General features: G+C 71.5%; 12 protein-coding genes. 11 read left to right on the top strand and 1 reads right to left on the bottom strand.

Features of this window, described 5'->3' with window-relative positions; all coding sequences use genetic code 11:
- The 11 genes from PV679_RS01355 (at nucleotide 1) to PV679_RS01305 (ending at nucleotide 15,166) form a co-directional block, all read left to right on the top strand.
- Nucleotides 1–906, top strand: a complete 906-nt coding sequence (locus PV679_RS01355; RefSeq protein ID WP_319678301.1) for a carbohydrate ABC transporter permease — start codon at nucleotides 1–3, stop codon at nucleotides 904–906.
- Nucleotides 907–911: 5 nt separating this feature from the next.
- Entirely contained in the window at nucleotides 912–2,177 is a 1,266-nt protein-coding gene (locus tag PV679_RS01350) for a 6-phospho-beta-glucosidase (protein ID WP_319678300.1), read from the top strand.
- Nucleotides 2,168–3,190: an N-acetylglucosamine kinase gene (locus PV679_RS01345; protein ID WP_319678299.1), complete on the top strand. Its 1,023-nt coding sequence runs from the start codon at nucleotides 2,168–2,170 to the stop codon at nucleotides 3,188–3,190. Before PV679_RS01350 ends, PV679_RS01345 begins: the two co-directional genes overlap by 10 nt.
- Before the next feature lie 65 nt (nucleotides 3,191–3,255).
- The gene (locus PV679_RS01340; protein WP_319678298.1) at nucleotides 3,256–4,068 is read left to right on the top strand and encodes a phytanoyl-CoA dioxygenase family protein; all 813 of its coding nucleotides are present in this window, start codon (nucleotides 3,256–3,258) and stop codon (nucleotides 4,066–4,068) included.
- 220 nt (nucleotides 4,069–4,288) lie between these two features.
- A complete protein-coding gene (locus PV679_RS01335) occupies nucleotides 4,289–5,689 on the top strand; it encodes a hypothetical protein (protein WP_319678297.1) in 1,401 nt (466 codons plus the stop codon).
- 20 nt (nucleotides 5,690–5,709) lie between these two features.
- The gene (locus tag PV679_RS01330) at nucleotides 5,710–6,747 is read left to right on the top strand and encodes a glutamate ABC transporter substrate-binding protein (protein WP_319678296.1); all 1,038 of its coding nucleotides are present in this window, start codon (nucleotides 5,710–5,712) and stop codon (nucleotides 6,745–6,747) included.
- A 228-nt stretch (nucleotides 6,748–6,975) separates the two neighbouring features.
- Nucleotides 6,976–8,307: a hypothetical protein gene (locus PV679_RS01325; RefSeq protein WP_319678295.1), complete on the top strand. Its 1,332-nt coding sequence runs from the start codon at nucleotides 6,976–6,978 to the stop codon at nucleotides 8,305–8,307.
- Between the two features lie 67 nt (nucleotides 8,308–8,374).
- Nucleotides 8,375–11,089: a tetratricopeptide repeat protein gene (locus PV679_RS01320; RefSeq protein WP_319678294.1), complete on the top strand. Its 2,715-nt coding sequence runs from the start codon at nucleotides 8,375–8,377 to the stop codon at nucleotides 11,087–11,089.
- A gap of 3 nt (nucleotides 11,090–11,092) precedes the next feature.
- On the top strand, nucleotides 11,093–12,487 hold the full coding sequence (locus tag PV679_RS01315) for a PP2C family serine/threonine-protein phosphatase (RefSeq protein WP_319678293.1): 1,395 nt from the start codon (nucleotides 11,093–11,095) through the stop codon (nucleotides 12,485–12,487).
- Between the two features lie 92 nt (nucleotides 12,488–12,579).
- Entirely contained in the window at nucleotides 12,580–13,938 is a 1,359-nt protein-coding gene (locus tag PV679_RS01310; RefSeq protein ID WP_319678292.1) for a VWA domain-containing protein, read from the top strand.
- A 58-nt stretch (nucleotides 13,939–13,996) separates the two neighbouring features.
- Nucleotides 13,997–15,166, top strand: a complete 1,170-nt coding sequence (locus tag PV679_RS01305; RefSeq protein ID WP_319678291.1) for an FHA domain-containing protein — start codon at nucleotides 13,997–13,999, stop codon at nucleotides 15,164–15,166.
- Here PV679_RS01305 and PV679_RS01300 read toward each other — a convergent pair.
- Nucleotides 15,147–16,154: a methyltransferase domain-containing protein gene (locus PV679_RS01300; protein ID WP_319678290.1), complete on the bottom strand. Its 1,008-nt coding sequence runs from the start codon at nucleotides 16,152–16,154 to the stop codon at nucleotides 15,147–15,149. The two genes, PV679_RS01305 and PV679_RS01300, sit on opposite strands and share 20 nt — an antisense overlap.
- Nucleotides 16,155–16,203: the final 49 nt, after the last annotated feature.

Raw genomic sequence — 16,203 nt, 5'->3', positions numbered from 1 at the left:
ATGACGCAGCTTCTCGACCGGGCCGGGACGGCCGCGCCCGCACAGCCGTCCGGCCGTACGCCCGCCGCCCGCGCGGCGCGCCGCAGAGCCGGATTGCACTGGATCGGCGTGCACGCGCTCGGTGTGGCGGCGGCGCTCTTCTTCGTCCTGCCGTTCGTCTTCCTCTTCCTGACCTCCGTGATGAGCGACCAGCAGGCGCTCACCCGCGATCTGACTCCCAACAGCTGGGAGTGGGGCAACTACGCCAAGGTCTTCGACACTCCGGGCTTCCTGACCTGGTGGAAGAACACCCTGCTGTACGCGGGCCTCGGCACCGTCCTGTCGGTGGTGTCCTCGATCCCGGTGGCGTACGCACTCGCCAAGTTCCGCTTCCGCGGCCGGCGGCTGTCGCTGATGCTCGTCATCTCGATGATGATGCTGCCGCCGCAGGTGATCATCATCCCGATGTATCTGTTCTGGGCGAAGCAGCTCGATCTGTCCGGCACGCTCTGGCCGCTCATCATCCCGATGGCGTTCGGCGACGCGTTCTCCATCTTCCTGCTGCGGCAATTCCTGCTGACCATCCCGGACGAATACCTGGACGCCGCGAAGGTGGACGGCTGCGGCGAGTTCCGTACGCTGATCCGGGTCGTCCTGCCCATGGCGAAGCCGGGGATCGCGGCGGTGGCGCTGTTCCAGTTCTTCTACGCCTGGAACGACTACTTCGGACCACAGATCTATGCCTCGGAGAACCCGGCCGCCTGGACGCTCAGTTACGGCCTGGAGTCCTTCAAGGGCGCGCACCACACCGACTGGAACCTGACCATGGCCGCGACCGTACTGGTCATGGCCCCCGTGATCCTCGTGTTCTTCTTCGCCCAGAAGGCGTTCGTCGAGGGAGTCACACTGACCGGAGTGAAGGGCTGAGAAGAATGAAGCTCGCCGTAGTGGGCGGTGGATCCACCTACACACCCGAACTCATCGACGGGTTCGCCCGGTTGCGGGACATCCTGCCGATCGAGGAACTCGTTCTGGTCGACCCCGCCGCCGACCGTCTCGACCTGGTCGGAGGGCTGGCCCGGCGGATCTTCGCCAAGCAGGCCCATCCGGGCCGTATCACCACCACCTCGGACGTGGACGCCGGTGTCGCGGACGCCGACGCGGTGCTGCTCCAGCTTCGCGTCGGCGGACAGGCCGCCCGTCAGCAGGACGAGACCTGGCCGCTGGAGTGCGGCTGCGTCGGACAGGAGACGACGGGCGCCGGCGGTCTCGCCAAGGCGCTGCGCACGGTACCGGTCGTCCTCGACATCGCCGAGCGGGTACGGCGTGCCAATCCCGACGCCTGGATCATCGACTTCACCAACCCGGTGGGAATCGTGACCCGGGCGCTGCTCCAGGCCGGCCACAAGGCCGTCGGTCTGTGCAATGTGGCGATCGGCTTCCAGCGCAGGTTCGCGAAGCTGCTGGAGGTCGCTCCCTCCGAGGTGTATCTGGAGCATGTGGGACTGAACCACCTCACCTGGGAGCGCGGCGTACGCCTCGGCGGCCCGGACGGCGCCGACATGCTGCCCAAGCTGCTGGCCGAGCACGGCGGCACCATCGCGGACGATCTGCACCTGCCGCGTCCTGTGCTGGACCTCCTCGGTGTCGTGCCCTCGTACTATCTGCGCTACTTCTACGCGCATGACGAGGTCGTGCGGGAGCTGAGGACCAAGCCGTCCAGGGCCGCCGAGGTGGCCGAGATGGAGAAGCGGCTCCTGACGATGTACGGCGACCCGGCGCTGGACGAGAAGCCGGAGCTGCTGTCCAAGCGCGGCGGCGCCTTCTACTCGGAGGCGGCGGTGGATCTGGCGGCCTCGCTGCTGCGCGGCGGCGGCAGCGAGATCCAGGTGGTCAACACGTACAACAACGGCACGCTGCCGTTCCTGCCGGACAACGCCGTGATCGAGGTCCAGGCGCGGGTGGACAGGTCGGGCGCGGTGCCGCTGGCGGTGCCCGCGGTCGAGCCGCTGTTCGCCGGTCTGATCGCGAATGTCACGGCATACGAGGACCTGGCGCTGGAGGCCGCGCTGCACGGCGGTCGCGACCGGGTCTACAAGGCGCTGCTGTCGCATCCGCTGATCGGCCAGTACGAGTACGCCGAGGCGCTCACCGACCGGCTGATCGCGCACAACCGGGAGCATCTCGCGTGGGTGTGAGCGTGGGTACGGGCACGGCCGGCCCGGCGGCGGGGCGCGCGAGCGTCCTCGCCGTCGACGCCGGCAACAGCAAGACCGATGTGGCCGTGATCGGCGCCGACGGTTCGGTGCTGGGCACGGCCCGCGGCGGCGGCTTCCAGCCGCCGGTCGTCGGGATCGAGGCGGCTGTCGACTCACTGGCGGTGGCGGTCGCCGAGGCCGCCCGGGCGGCGGGTCTGCCGGCGCGGGACTTCGTCGGCCATGTGTCGGCCTGTCTCGCCAACGCCGATCTGCCGGTCGAGGAGAGGGAGCTGGCGGCGGCCGTCCAGGCGCGGGGCTGGGGCCGTACCACCGACGTACGCAACGACACCTTCGCGATACTCCGGGCCGGGCTGCCGAGCGGCGCGGAGCCCCGGGGTGTGGCCGTCGTCTGCGGCGCGGGCATCAACTGTGTGGGCATGCTGCCGGACGGCCGTACCGCCCGCTTCCCGGCGATCGGCCGGATCTCCGGTGACTGGGGCGGCGGTTCGGGCCTGGCGGAGGAGGCGCTGTGGTTCGCGGCGCGGGCCGAGGACGGCCGTGGTGAGCCGACGGAGCTGGTGCGGACGCTGCCGGGCCACTTCGGTCTGGGCTCGATGTACGAGCTGATCGAGGCGCTGCACCTCGGCCACCTCCCGTACGCCCGCAGGCATGAGCTGACACCGGTGCTGTTCGCGACGAGCGCGGCCGGCGACGCGGTGGCGCGCTCGGTGGTGGACCGGCTGGCCGAGGAGGTCGTCGCGCTGTCGACGGTCGCGCTCGGCAAGCTCGGGCTGCTCGACGAGGAGGCGCCGGTGCTGCTGGGCGGCAGCGTGCTGGCGGCCCGTCATCCGCAGCTCGACGACCGGATCGCCGAACTGCTGGCGGCCAGAGCGCCCAAGGCGGTCCTCGCGGTGGTGACGGCGCCGCCGGTGCTGGGCGCGGCTCTGCTGGGCCTTGATCAGGTGGGCGCGGACACGGCGGCGCACCTCCGGCTGAGCGCGTACTACGCGTGACGCACCGCCGCCGGCTCCTCCGAAAAGCGGATGCGGAAGGGGGTCGGCGGCGGCACGATCGGGCCATGGCTGACGCACCGGATGTACCGGACCGACGGGACGCACTGACGCTGGATCCGCCGGACCCGTGGGAGGCGCCGGGTCCGCCGGGCTCGCGGAGCGTGCCGGATCCGCTGGCCGAACGCTTCGGGACGGACGGGTTCGTGAAACTCGAAGGCGCCGTTCCGCCGGAGGTCGCGCGGGAGTGCGCCCGGCTGCTGTGGGCCGAGACCGGCTGCGATCCGGCGGATCCCGGCACCTGGACGCGGCCGGTGCGCTGGGTCTGGGACATGGCGCAGGAGCCGTTCGACCGGGCCGTCAACACGCCGGTGCTGCATGACGCGTTCGATCGGCTGCTCGGACCAGGACGCTGGTTGCCCCGGCACTCGCTCGGTTCGTTCCCGCTGCGCTTCCCGCACGAGGAGGAGCCGGACGACACCGGCTGGCACATCGAGGGCAGCTATCTGCCCGAGGGGGCGCGCACCTACCACGCCAACCACCGCTCCCGGGACCGCGCGCTGCTGATGCTCTTCCTCTTCAGCGAGGTGGCCGAGGAGGACGCGCCGACCCGGATCCGGGTGGGCTCGCACCACGACATGCCGGCCCTGCTGGGGCCGTACGGTGAGAAGGGCGCCTCGATCATGAGGATCGGCCCGGCGATCGACGCGGCGTCGGCGCACCGGCCGGTCGTGTACGCCACCGGACGCCCGGGCGACGTCTATCTCTGTCATCCCTTCCTGGTGCACGCGGCGCAGCCGCATCACGGCAGCCGGCCTCGGCTCATGGCGCAGCCGGCGCTGTTTCCCGCCGCCGGAGCACCGCTTTCCGCCACCGGATGAGTCATACGAAGGAGTGCGAACACCCGTGAATGGGAACCGATCACCGGTTCCCGGCGTATTCATGATGGGGAGTCCGGACGGCCGGCGCCGGTGCGAGCCGGTGCACGATCGGCCAAGCATGGTGTAGTTGTCGGGCCTCGCGGCCATACTGCTGGCCAGGAGTCGTCCCCCGGCCCGCCGGGGGCGGGCCGCCGTCGTCAGATGACCAGGGGGAGGTCACATGACATACCCGCCGAGTACGCGAGCCACGCCGCCACCGGCTCCGGCACACGCTCCGGTGCGGCCGTCCGCGCCGCCGGTTCCGCCGCCCGCGCGGGACGGCGCGTGGACGGAGACCAGGGAGCGGCTTCGCGCGGCGGCGACGACCGAGCCGGGACGGCTGAGAATCATCGGCGCGGCGCTGGCGCTGCTGGTCGTGGCGTTCGGAGCGGTGACGGCGTGGGAGGCCGCCGACCGGTTCTCCGCCGCGGACGGCGTGGTGAGCCGCAGTCAGCCGCTGAGCGCGGACGCCGCGGACATCTACCGCTCGCTGGCCGACGCGGACACGGCGGCGGCGAGCGGCTTCCTGGCAGGTGCGCAGGAGCCCCGGGATGTGCAGGACCGGTATCAGAGGGACATCGCCACGGCGTCCAGGCTGCTGATCAAGGCGGCGACGAATACGGACAGTTCAAGCGATTCCGGCAGACAGATCGCCACGCTCAACGAACAACTTCCGCGCTACACCGGTCTGATCGAGCGTGCTCGCGCCAACAACCGGCAGGGGCTGCCTCTGGGCGGCGCCTATCTGCGCTACGCGAACCAGCGGATGTCCACCGAACTGCTGCCCGCGGCCGAGAGGCTGTACCAGGCGGAGACGGACCGGCTCGCCCGCGACAACGACGACGCGCGGCTGTGGCCGTTCGTCTCGCTGGTGATGGGCGTGCTGGCCTTCGGCGGCCTGTTCTGGGCCCAGCGGCGCACCTACCTCCGGACGAACCGCGTGCTCAACCACGGCCTGCTGGCCGCGACCGCCGCGTCCACGGTCCTGCTGCTCTGGCTGGCCGTCGGACAGACGGTCGCGCGGGCCGAGCTGAATGGCGCGCAGATACACGGGCAGAAGTCACTCAAGGTCCTCAACGACGCCCGGATCAACTCGCTCAAGGCCCGCGCCAACGAGAATCTCACCCTGGTGGCGCGAGGCGCCGTCCTCACGCCGGACGGCAAGCACGACAAGTACGAGACGGACTACAACACGGGCATGGACAGGCTCAGCACGGCGCTCGGCGAGGCGAAGCGGCTCGCCGACGACAGCGCCGGCGGGAAACCGGTGGACGACGCCATCGCCTCGGTCGCTCAGTGGCGCGAGCGACACGCGTCGGCCAGCAGCACCGACAAGGCCGGTGACTACAACGGCGCGCTGAAGAAGGTCATCGGCAGCGAGGATTCCACCGGCCAGTCGTTCGACCAGGTGGACTCCTCGCTGGAGCGGGCACTCGCGCAGGAGCAGCGGGAGTTCACCAGGTCGGCCTCGGACGGCCGCGGCGCGCTGACCGGACTGGCGGTCGGCGCCGGAGCGCTGGCGCTGGTGGGCGCGGTGGGCGCGATCCTCGGCATCGGCCGCAGGCTTTCGGAATACCGGTGAGAGGGGCAGGGATGACATTCATGGACAGGCCCCGCCGGTTCCGCGGGCCTCGCCCGTCCGGCAGGCTCCGTGGCTGGGGCGGCGTGTCGGCCATGGCCGGTGCCTGTGTGCTGACGGCGGCGCTCACCCTGCTGCCGCTGTCCCACACCGCCGGCACCGGACAGAGCCAGGGCACGCAGCGGACAGCCACTGCAGTGCCCGCCAAGGCCGACGAGTGCCAGGATCCGGAGGCCAGCCTCCGGCCCTCCGAGAGCGACGGCCCGACCATCGAGAAGATCAAGAGCCGCGGCCATCTGATCGTCGGTGTCGACCAGAACAGCTACCGCTGGGGCTACCGCAACCCGGCCACCGGTGCCATCGAGGGTTTCGACATCGATCTCGCGCGGGCCGTCGCCGCGAACATATTCGGCGATCGGGACGCCATCAGCTTCCGTGCGATCCCTACCAACCAGCGGGTCGGGGCGCTGGAGAACGACACGGTGGACATCGTCGTCAGGACGATGACGATCAACTGCGACCGGATCAAGCAAGTCGCCTTCTCCACCGCCTATTTCCAGGCGGGCCAGCAGGTGCTCGCGCCCAGGGACTCGTCGATCACGGGGTACGACTCGTCGCTCGCCGGGAAGAGAGTGTGCTCCGCCGAGGGCTCCACGGCGTACGAGGCGCTGCTGGTGAACTCCTTCGGCGCGAAGTTCAAGGACGAGCACGACAAGCAGCCGGGCGACGAGGACCAGTTGACGGTGCCGAACCAGCTCGACTGCCTGGTCCGGCTCCAGTTGGGCGAGGTCGACGCGGTGGTGACGGACAACGCACTCGCGGCCAGCCAGGCGGCGCAGGACCCGGCCGTCGAACTGCGGGGCAAGCCGTTCACGACCGAGTACTACGGCGTCGCCGTCAAACTCGGCAACGACGACCTGGTGCGCCGGGTCAATCACGTGCTGGAGGGATACCGCGCGGGCGGGGCCGACAGCCCGTGGATGACGGCGTACAAGAAGTGGCTGCGGGCGGGACTGCCCGGGATAACGGCGCCGCCGGCGCCCAAGTACAAGGAGAGTTAGGGCCTTTCGTTTGGATCAGGCGGATCGGGCTGGATCAGGGAGCGGGGGCTGGTGCCGTGGATCGCGAGGCGGCCGGAGTGCCTCGCACCGGAGTCACCAGGGCTTTTGACCAAGTCGGTGATCGCGCGTGCGGAGCGTCGCGACAGGGCAGCCTTGCCGGGAAGGGCGCCGGCCCGCCGGGCCCCAGTCCTTCAAGCAGTCTCACGGACAAGAGCGGAGAGGTGATCGATGGGCGCCGCGGGCTCCTTCCCCGACTCGACGAGGAGGCCATCGGGACCGGCCATGGACCGGGACGAGGTGGACCGGGCCCTGGCACGCCTGGAAGCGGAGCACGAGGCGATCGAGACCTCGCTGCTCGCTCTTCAGGACCACGCCGGCCGCAGACTTCTCGAAGGAGCCGAGCTGACCGGGGTCACCAAGGACCGCTGGGCCGCCGCCGAGCAGTCGATCACCCTGCTGTGGACGTACTTCGACAGCTACACCGCGGCGCTGACCGGGGCACGGGAGGCGCGTGCCAGGCGCCGCTGGCCGAACCGCGACGATCTGATGGAGCTGACCGAGACACTGCGCGGCCGGGGCGTGACCGTCGCGGGCGCCGCGGGGCACCAGGCGCCGTCCCTCACCGGCCCCGCGAAACTCTCCGAGCAGTTCACGCTCGCGGAGCTGGTGACCAGGATGAACGAGCTGTACGCGGGCTCGCTGGACATGGTCGTGACCGCGGACGCGGTCTGGTCGGCGCTGCCCGCCAGGATCGATCTGCTCTCCGCCGAGCTGCGGCGCACCCGGTCGCTGGCGCACTCCGTCGGCGTGCGGCCCGGAGAGCATCCGGCAGGCGACGACCTGGAGTCGATCACGCACGAGCTGAGCAGCCTGCGCGACCAGGTGATCTCCGACCCGCTGGCCTTCTGGCGTCCGGCGCCCGGCAGTTCGGCGCCCGGCGGCGGCCGTCCCGACACCGAGCGCTACGACCGTGCGGCGCGGGCCCTGGAGGACGTACGGCGGGAGATCGAGGCGGTCCTCGCCGTCCGCCAGGACTCGGAGGAGCGGCTGATGCGGCTGCGCGATGTGCTGTCGCGTGCGGACCGCACTCTCGCCGAGGCACGGGTGGCGCGCGGTGAGGTGCTGGCGAAGATCGCCGCGTCGGAGGTGCCCGCGGTCAGCGGCCCGCCGACCGCGCTCCAGGAGCGGCTGTCGACAGCCGCCGAGTACCGCAGGCACGCCCAGTGGAACCGGCTCTCACCGCTCCTGGAATCGCTGGAGCGCGACGCCGAGGACGAACTGCTGCGCGCCCGTGAGTCGCTGACGGCGGTCACGGCGCCGCTGGCGGTCCGCGCGGAGCTGCGCGGCCGGCTGGACGCGTACAAGGCCAAGGTCGCCCGGCACGGAATGGCCGAGGACCCGCTGCTGATCGAGCGGTACGACGCGGCCCGCCGGATGCTGTGGAGCGCGCCCTGCGATCTGCGCGTGGCCGAACAGGCCGTCCTGCGCTATCAGCAGGCCGCGGCGGATGTGCTGGTGCCGCGCGGACCTGGCCCCGCCGACCGCGGAGGAGACGCGTGAGAGCGGCAGCACCACGCGCGGCGACGGGACGCGCGGCCAGAGGAACAGAAGGCGAACGGGGGGACAGATGAGCGGGAAGAACGCATGCCGGCGCCCCGGCTGCGAGGGAACGTACGAGGACATGGGCGGCGGAGAGCTGTACTGCGACACCTGCGGTCTGGCGCCGGACGTCTCACCCCATGGCGTGCTGTCCTCGCCGCCCACCGGTGTCGCGGGCGGCGGCAGAGGCGCCGGCAGCGGCTCGGAGCGGAGCGACTCGGCGCGGGCTTCGGCCGGCTCGTCGCGCTCGTCGCGTTCCTCGACATCGCGCCGTTCGGTCTCCGGCCGGCTGTCCCGCGCGGTGTCCGGGCGGCTGTCCTCCCGGCTGGTGTCGGTGCGCAGTTCCGGTTCGACCACGGCCGCGTCGGGACGCAACCGGCTGGGCGCCGGACTGGTCTCCGTACCGGATGTGCCGCGACCGGAGCCGCGGTCCGCGGTGATGGAGCGCCCCGAGGTGCCGGAGCGCAAGCGGTACTGCTCGCGGTCCGACTGCGGGGCACCGGTGGGCCGCGCCCGCGGTGACCGGCCGGGCCGTACGGAAGGGTTCTGCACCAAGTGCGGACACCCGTACTCGTTCGTACCGAAGCTGTACGAGGGCGACATCGTGCACGGGCAGTACGAGGTCGTCGGCTGTCTCGCGCACGGCGGCCTGGGCTGGGTCTATCTCGCGGTCGACCGTGCCGTCTCGGACCGCTGGGTGGTGCTCAAGGGCCTGCTCGACACCGGCGACCAGGACGCCATGGAGGCGGCGATCTCCGAGCGCCGCTTCCTCGCCGAGATCGAGCACGCGAACATCGTGCGTATCTACAACTTCGTCGAACACCTGGACCAGCGCACCGGTTCCATGGACGGCTACATCGTCATGGAGTACGTCGGCGGCAAGTCCCTCAAGGACATCGCCAACGACCGGCGGACCGGCGCCGGCAAGCGCGATCCGCTGCCCGTCGAGCAGGCGTGTGCGTACGGCATCGAGGCACTGGAGGCGCTCGGCCATCTGCACAGCCGGAACCTGCTGTACTGCGACTTCAAGGTCGACAACGCGATACAGACCGAGGACCAGCTCAAGCTGATCGACATGGGCGCCGTCCGCAGGATGGACGACAACGAGTCGGCGATCTACGGCACCGTCGGATACCAGGCGCCGGAGGTCGCGGAGACCGGCCCGTCGGTCGCCTCCGATCTGTACACGGTGGCCCGCACCCTGGCGGTGCTGACCTTCGACTTCCAGGGCTATACGAACGTCTTCGCGGATTCGCTTCCGGACCCGGACAACATCGATGTCTTCCGGAGGTACGAATCCTTCTACCGGCTGCTGGTGCGGGCGACGGACCCGGATCCGGCGCGTCGCTTCTCCTCGGCGCAGGAGATGGCGGAGCAGCTCATGGGTGTGTTGCGGGAGGTCGTCGCGCTCCAGACGGGGCGCCCGCGGCCCTCGCTCTCCACACTGTTCGGTCCTGAGCCGCGCGTCACGGACACGGAGCTGTTCGCGGAGTTGACGGAGGACGTGTCGCGGCTGGGAGCCCGCGCGGAGCCGGCGGGAGGCGGCGGTCTGTTCGGCCGCCGCGGCAAGGCGGTGACCCACCCGGGTGCGGGCTCCGGTGCCTCGCCGGTGCCCGGTACCGGCGCCCTCTCCACGCCCGGCGCACGCCCCGGCGTCCCGGGAGCCGGAGGCCTGGACCCGGCGCTCCCGGCCCCGGTGTCCGCGCCGTACCCGCTCCAGCGGGCTCCCGTCCCGGCCGCCCGCACCGGTGGCTCCGTCGTCGCCGTCCCGGCCGCGTCCGCCGGCGGCGGCCTTCGGCTCGCGGCGCTGGACGTCGGAGCCACCGCGCTGGCACTGCCCGTACCGAGGGTCGATCCGAATGACCCGAACGCGGGATTCCTGGCCGGCCTGATGGCCTCCGCCCCCGCCGAACTGGTTTCCGCACTGGCTTCGGCTCCCGCCGACTCGGTGGAGCGAAGACTGCGCGAACTGCGCGCTCGTCTTGAGATGGGTGAACTCGTCATCGCCGTCGAGGCGCTGACCGCTCTGGAGGTCCACCGGCCGGACGACTGGCGGGTCGTCTGGTACCGCGGCGTCGCCTCCCTCGCGACCGGTGATCACGAGACCGCGGCGCTCTCCTTCGACGCGATCTATGACGCGTTCCCCGGCGAGCCGGCCCCGAAGCTGGCGCTGGGTCTCTGTGCCGAGGTGCTCGGCCAGCTCGACAACGCCGCCGAGTACTACCACCTCGTATGGACGACCGATCCGAGCTATGTCAGCGCCGCGTTCGGACTGGCCCGGGTGCGGCTGGCGGCCGGCGACCGGACCGGTGCCGTCAGCACGCTGGAGTCCGTGCCCGAGGCGTCGATCCATTACACGGCGGCGCGGGTCGCGGCCGTGCGGGCCCGGCTGCGGGAGCGTGGCCCGCACGCGTCCGCACGCGGCGCGGAGCCACCGCTGATCGACGATCTGACGGCGGCGGCACACCAGGTGTCGGCGCTCCAGCAGTTCGGTCTGGACGCGGTACGACGTGAACAGTTGTCGGCGGAGGTACTGGGCACGGCCCTGGACTGGGTACTCTCCGGTAGTCCCGGGTCCCCACCCGTAGGGACCGCGCTGCTGGGCAGCGAACTGGACGAGCGCGGCCTGCGCTTCGGACTGGAACGCTCGTACCGGGTGCTCGCCCGGCTCGCTCAGCGCGGCGAGGAGAGGATCGAACTGGTGGAGCGCGCAAACCGCTTCCGCCCCCGGACGTGGGTGTGATTGATGTCCCAGATGCACCAGTCGGCCGCTCTGCCGACCTGCCCCAGTTGTGCGGAGCCGCTGGAGTCCGGCGACCTGTTCTGCGGTGCGTGCGGCTATGACCTGTCGGTCGTACCACCGCGCCCCGAGGACCAGCCCACCGTGGTCATGAACAGCGGACGCACGGAGCCCGGCGCTCCGGCCGCCGGCGTGGAGTGGCCCGTGGCTGCCGGCGCGGACGGCTCGGAGCCCGCCGCGCCCGTCCACCTGCCCGGCGAGCTGCCGGGCGTGGACTCGTCGGGCACGGAACTGCCCGGGTCCGACGGCGACTTCGAACTGCCCGCACCGGCGACGCCCGCACCGGGACGCGTCCCGGACGCTCCGGCCGGACAGGTCCCGGACGCGCCGGTCGTGGACTCCGCCGGCCCGGCCCCGGCCGGCGCCTCCGCCGATCCGCGCACGACGGTTCCCGACCCGGCGCCCGGCGCCAAGCTCTGTGTGGCCTGTCGCGCCGGCCGTGTCGACATGGACGGCTACTGCGAGAACTGCGGCCACGCCCAGCCGCGCGAGCGCGACCATGTGGAGCAGGAGCTCGGCGCGGTGGCCGCGGTCAGCGACCGCGGACTGCGGCATCACCGCAACGAGGACGCGTTCGCCGTCTCCTCCGCCGCTCTGCCGGACGGTTCGCCCGCCGTTGTCGCGATCGTCTGCGACGGCGTGTCGTCGGCGACCCGGCCCGACGATGCCTCGGCCGCCGCCGCCGCGTCGGCCAACGAGTCCCTGCTGGAAGCCCTGCCGCGAGGTACGCATCCGCAACAGGCGATGCATGAGGCGATCGTCGTCGCCGCCGAGGCCGTCAACCGCCTCGCTCCGGTCGCGAGCAGCACGGCGGACACCGAGCCGCAGCGCCATCGGAACGCTCCCGCGTGCACGATCGTCGGCGCGGTGGTGGCCGGCGGGCTGCTGGTCGTCGGCTGGATCGGCGACAGCAGGGCGTACTGGGTGCCGGACGACCGTTCCGCCGCGCCCGCCCGGCTCACCGAGGACGACTCATGGGCCGCGCAGATGGTCGCGGCCGGGCTGATGAACGAGGCGGAGGCCTACGCCGACGAGCGCGCCCACGCCATCACGGGCTGGCTCGGCGCCGACGCGTACGAACTGGAGCCGCACACGGCGTCCTTCAAACCCGACCGTCCGGGCGTGGTGGTGGTGTGCACGGACGGCCTGTGGAATTACGCGGAGGGCTCCGAGGAGATGGCCAGGGCCCTGCCGGCCGACGCCGCCGGACGTCCGCTGCACGCGGCGCGGGTGCTGGTGGGCCACGCGCTGGACGGCGGCGGCCACGACAACGTAACAGTGGCCGTACTGCCGTTCGCCGTACCACCACAAGGGGCAGGATCCGCCTACAGCGCGGCTTGAGTCCCACTCTGATCGTCCTCGACCGTCAATGCCCGTTTCGGGGAGCCCTTTTCACTGTCTCTGCTGTGTGGAGCGTCAAGGAGCCGATACAGATGGCGAACTTCTCCAAGTCGAACGTGCCGCGGTTCTCCGTCGACGTGTACCAGAACGAATACCTGCCCGAGGGCGGGCGTGAAGTCAACGCGATCGTCACGGTCACCTCCACCGGAGGCGGCACCACCGGCGGTGTGCCGCTCGTCGGAGCGTCGTCCTCCCCTTCGGCGCTGCCCGGCCAGGGCTCCAACGCCGCCGTGGTGATCATGGTCGACTGTTCCGGTTCGATGGACTACCCACCGACGAAGATGCGCAACGCGCGCGACGCCACCGCCGCGGCCGTCGACACCCTGCGCGACGGCGTCGCCTTCGCGATCGTCGGCGGGACGCATCTGGCGAAGGAGGTCTACCCGGGCAACGGCAGACTCGCGGTGGCCGACGCGGGCACCAGAGCCCAGGCCAAGGAGGCCCTGCGCCGGCTCAGCGCGGGCGGCGGCACGGCGATCGGCACCTGGCTGCGGATGGCCGACCGGCTGCTGGCCTCGGCCGATGTCCCTATCCGGCACGGCATCCTGCTCACCGACGGCCGTAATGAGCACGAATCCGCGGAGGACCTGAAGGCCACGCTCGAAGCCTGCGTGGGCCGCTTCACCTGTGACGCCCGGGGCGTTGGTACGGACTGGGAGGTGAAGGAGGTCACCGGCATCGCCTCCGCGCTGCTCGGGACCGCCGACATCGTCGCCGATCCGGCCGGTCTGGCGGCGGACTTCACGCGGATGATGGAGAAGACGATGGGCAAGGAGGTCGCGGATGTGGCGCTGCGGCTCTGGACACCCGTCGGGGCCGAGATCGGCTTTGTGAAGCAGGTGGCGCCGACGGTCGAGGAGCTGACCGGCCGGCGTACGGAGGCGGGACCGCGGGCCGGAGACTATCCGACCGGTTCCTGGGGCGACGAGTCCCGCGACTACCACGTATGTGTCAAGGTCCCGGAGGCCGGTATCGGGCGCGAGATGCTCGCCGCGCGAGTCTCGCTGATACTTCCGGCGCAGCGGGGCGGCTCTCCGCAGGTGCTGTCCCAGGGACTGGTCCGGGCCGTGTGGACGGACGACATGGCGGCCTCCACCTCGATCAACCCTCAGGTGGCCCACTACACCGGCCAGGCCGAACTGGCGCACGTCATCCAACAGGGCCTGGAAGCTCGCAAGTCGGGCGATTTCGACGGAGCGACCGCGAAACTGGGGCGCGCCGTGCAGCTCGCGGCCTCCTCCGGCAACGCGGATACGGCGAAATTGCTTTCGAAGGTGGTGGACGTGGTCGACGCGGCGACAGGTACTGTGCGACTGAAGGCGAAGGTGGCGGATGCGGACGAGATGACCCTCGAAACACGCTCCACCAAGACCGTTCGCGTCAAGAAGTAACAGAATCAGCGCTGAGCAGCGGCCTGCGGGCCGGACGACGAGAGGAGGAAGCGCCGACATGCCGACCTGCCCGAACGGACACCAGTCGGGTTCCGACGACTGGTGCGAGGTCTGCGGCCATCGCATGGCGGCTCCCGGTGCTCCCACCGGTGCCGTACCGCCGCCTCCCCCGCCACCGCCGCCCGGCTACGGCTATCCGCCGGGCCCGCGCCCCGGCTCCGATGCCACCGCCCAGGCCGAGCTGTGCCCGCAGTGCCGCACGCCGCGCGAGCCGATGGCGCCGTTCTGCGAGGAGTGCCGCTGGAACTTCCTCACGAACACGGCGACGTCGTACACGCCGCTCGCTCCGCAGCATCCGCTGCCGGGCAATTCCGGACCGGCCGCCGGTGGTCCCGTTCCCGGCCTCAATCTGCCACCGGGCTTCCAGGCCCAGCGCCAGCCGCCACGGCCGCCGGACCCGTACGAGTACCAGGGCTCGCGGCCGTCGCAGTTGAACCGGCCCGCCGAACCGCTGGCGCCGGAGGGGCCCTCGGCGCCCTCACGGCAGAGCCCGCGGTCGCAGGGACCGGACCAAGGTCCTCAGCAGGGTCCGCAGCAGCACGGGCCGCTGCCTCCGCGCGCCTACCTCCAGGGGACTCCGGCTCCGCAGGCGCCGCCAGGACCGGCGAGGACCGGCGACGACGACTGGATGCTGCCGCCGCCGTCCCACGCGCAGGCACCGCGCGGTCAGGCCCCTCAGCGGCAGGACCCGCCCCAGCAGCAGGCGCCTCGGCGTCAGGTACCGCCGCAGCAGCAGGACCCGCTGCGGCAGTACCAGGCTCCGGCGGCCTGGACGGCGGTCATCGGTCCCGACCGTGAGTACTTCATGGCGATGATGCAGCGCAGCGGGCCCGAGGCCACCGGGCTGAATCTGCCGGCGTACTCGCCGGAGCAGCGGCTTGAGCTGTCCGGGAACCAGGTCACCATCGGCCGCCGCCGGCACTCCACCGGTGAGTCTCCCGACATCGATCTCTCCGTCCCGCCGGAGGACCCGGGTGTCTCGCACCAGCACGCCGTCCTGGTCCACCAGCCGGACGGAAGCTGGGCCGTGGTCGACCAGAACTCCACCAACGGCACCACGCTCAACGGCGCCGAGGACCCGATACAGCCCTATGTTCCCGTCCCGCTGAAGGACGGCGACCGGGTGCATGTGGGCGCCTGGACGACGATCACGGTCCGCCGGGGCTGAGCGGCCAGACATACGGCCCCGAGGGATCGTCCAGCCAGGCCCACTGCCGGTCACCGGCCACGGTGACGCCGTAACGCTCCCTCCTCGGGCGCCGCTCGCGCTCCCAGAGAGAGAGCGCCTCGTGCGGGTCCAGGCTGCCCTCGGTCAGCGCGAGCAGAAAGCGGAAGAGATCGTTCTCTGCCGCGCGCCTGGGCAGTCCGCCGACGGGCCGCCGTGTCAGGGGCCCGCCACCGGGCACCCCGCGCAGCGGCACGAAGTACGCGGCAGTGTGCAGAAAGCGTCCCTCGGCGCAGTCGCGGTCGACGCTGTCTCCGACCCGTAGAGCGATCAGACCGGTGGCGAGCGGCGCGAGGATCCGGGCTCCGGGTGTGCACTGCGCCAGCCAGCCCCGTGGCACCGACGGCAGAGTGCAGGTCGCGATGATCCGGTCGAACGGCGCGCGCTCCGGGCAGCCGCGCGCTCCGTCGCCCGTCACCACGGCGGGCCGGTAGCCGGCCGCCGCGAGATGGACCCGGGCCGATTCCGTGATCTCCGGGTCCAGATCGATGGTGGTGACCCGCTCCTCGCCCAGCCGGTGGGAGAGCAGCGCGGCGTTGTAGCCACTGCCCGCGCCGATCTCCAGGACCCGGTCACCGTCCCGTACGTCCAGCTCAACCAGCATGCGGGCCATCAGAGAGGGCTGGCTGCTGGAGGAGATCAGCTCACCGTCGCGCACCCGGGTGGCGAGCGGCCCGTCCGCATACGCTCCGCGTAGCCAGCGCCTGCGCCGCACGGGATCGGGATCTCCGCTCCACAGCCGGTCGTAGCCGCCGGGACGGCTGACGAAGTAGTAGGGCACGAAAATATGGCGCGGCACCTCTTCGAACGCGGCCAGCCAGGCCGGATCGTCCAGCGCACCGCTCGCCGCGATCTCCCGTACCAGCGCGGCGCGCGCCTCCGCGGCGGCCGCTTCGTCCGGCCCCTGCGCGTCGTCCCGGTGTGCGCCCATGTCTCCACTGTCCTGGCAGAGCAGCCAGGAAGCGAGCCGGTCACACCGT

The sequence above is a fragment of the Streptomyces sp. AK02-01A genome, assembly GCF_033795305.1.
Classification (GTDB): domain Bacteria; phylum Actinomycetota; class Actinomycetes; order Streptomycetales; family Streptomycetaceae; genus Streptomyces.
This window is presented reverse-complemented; position numbering and strand designations above follow the sequence as displayed.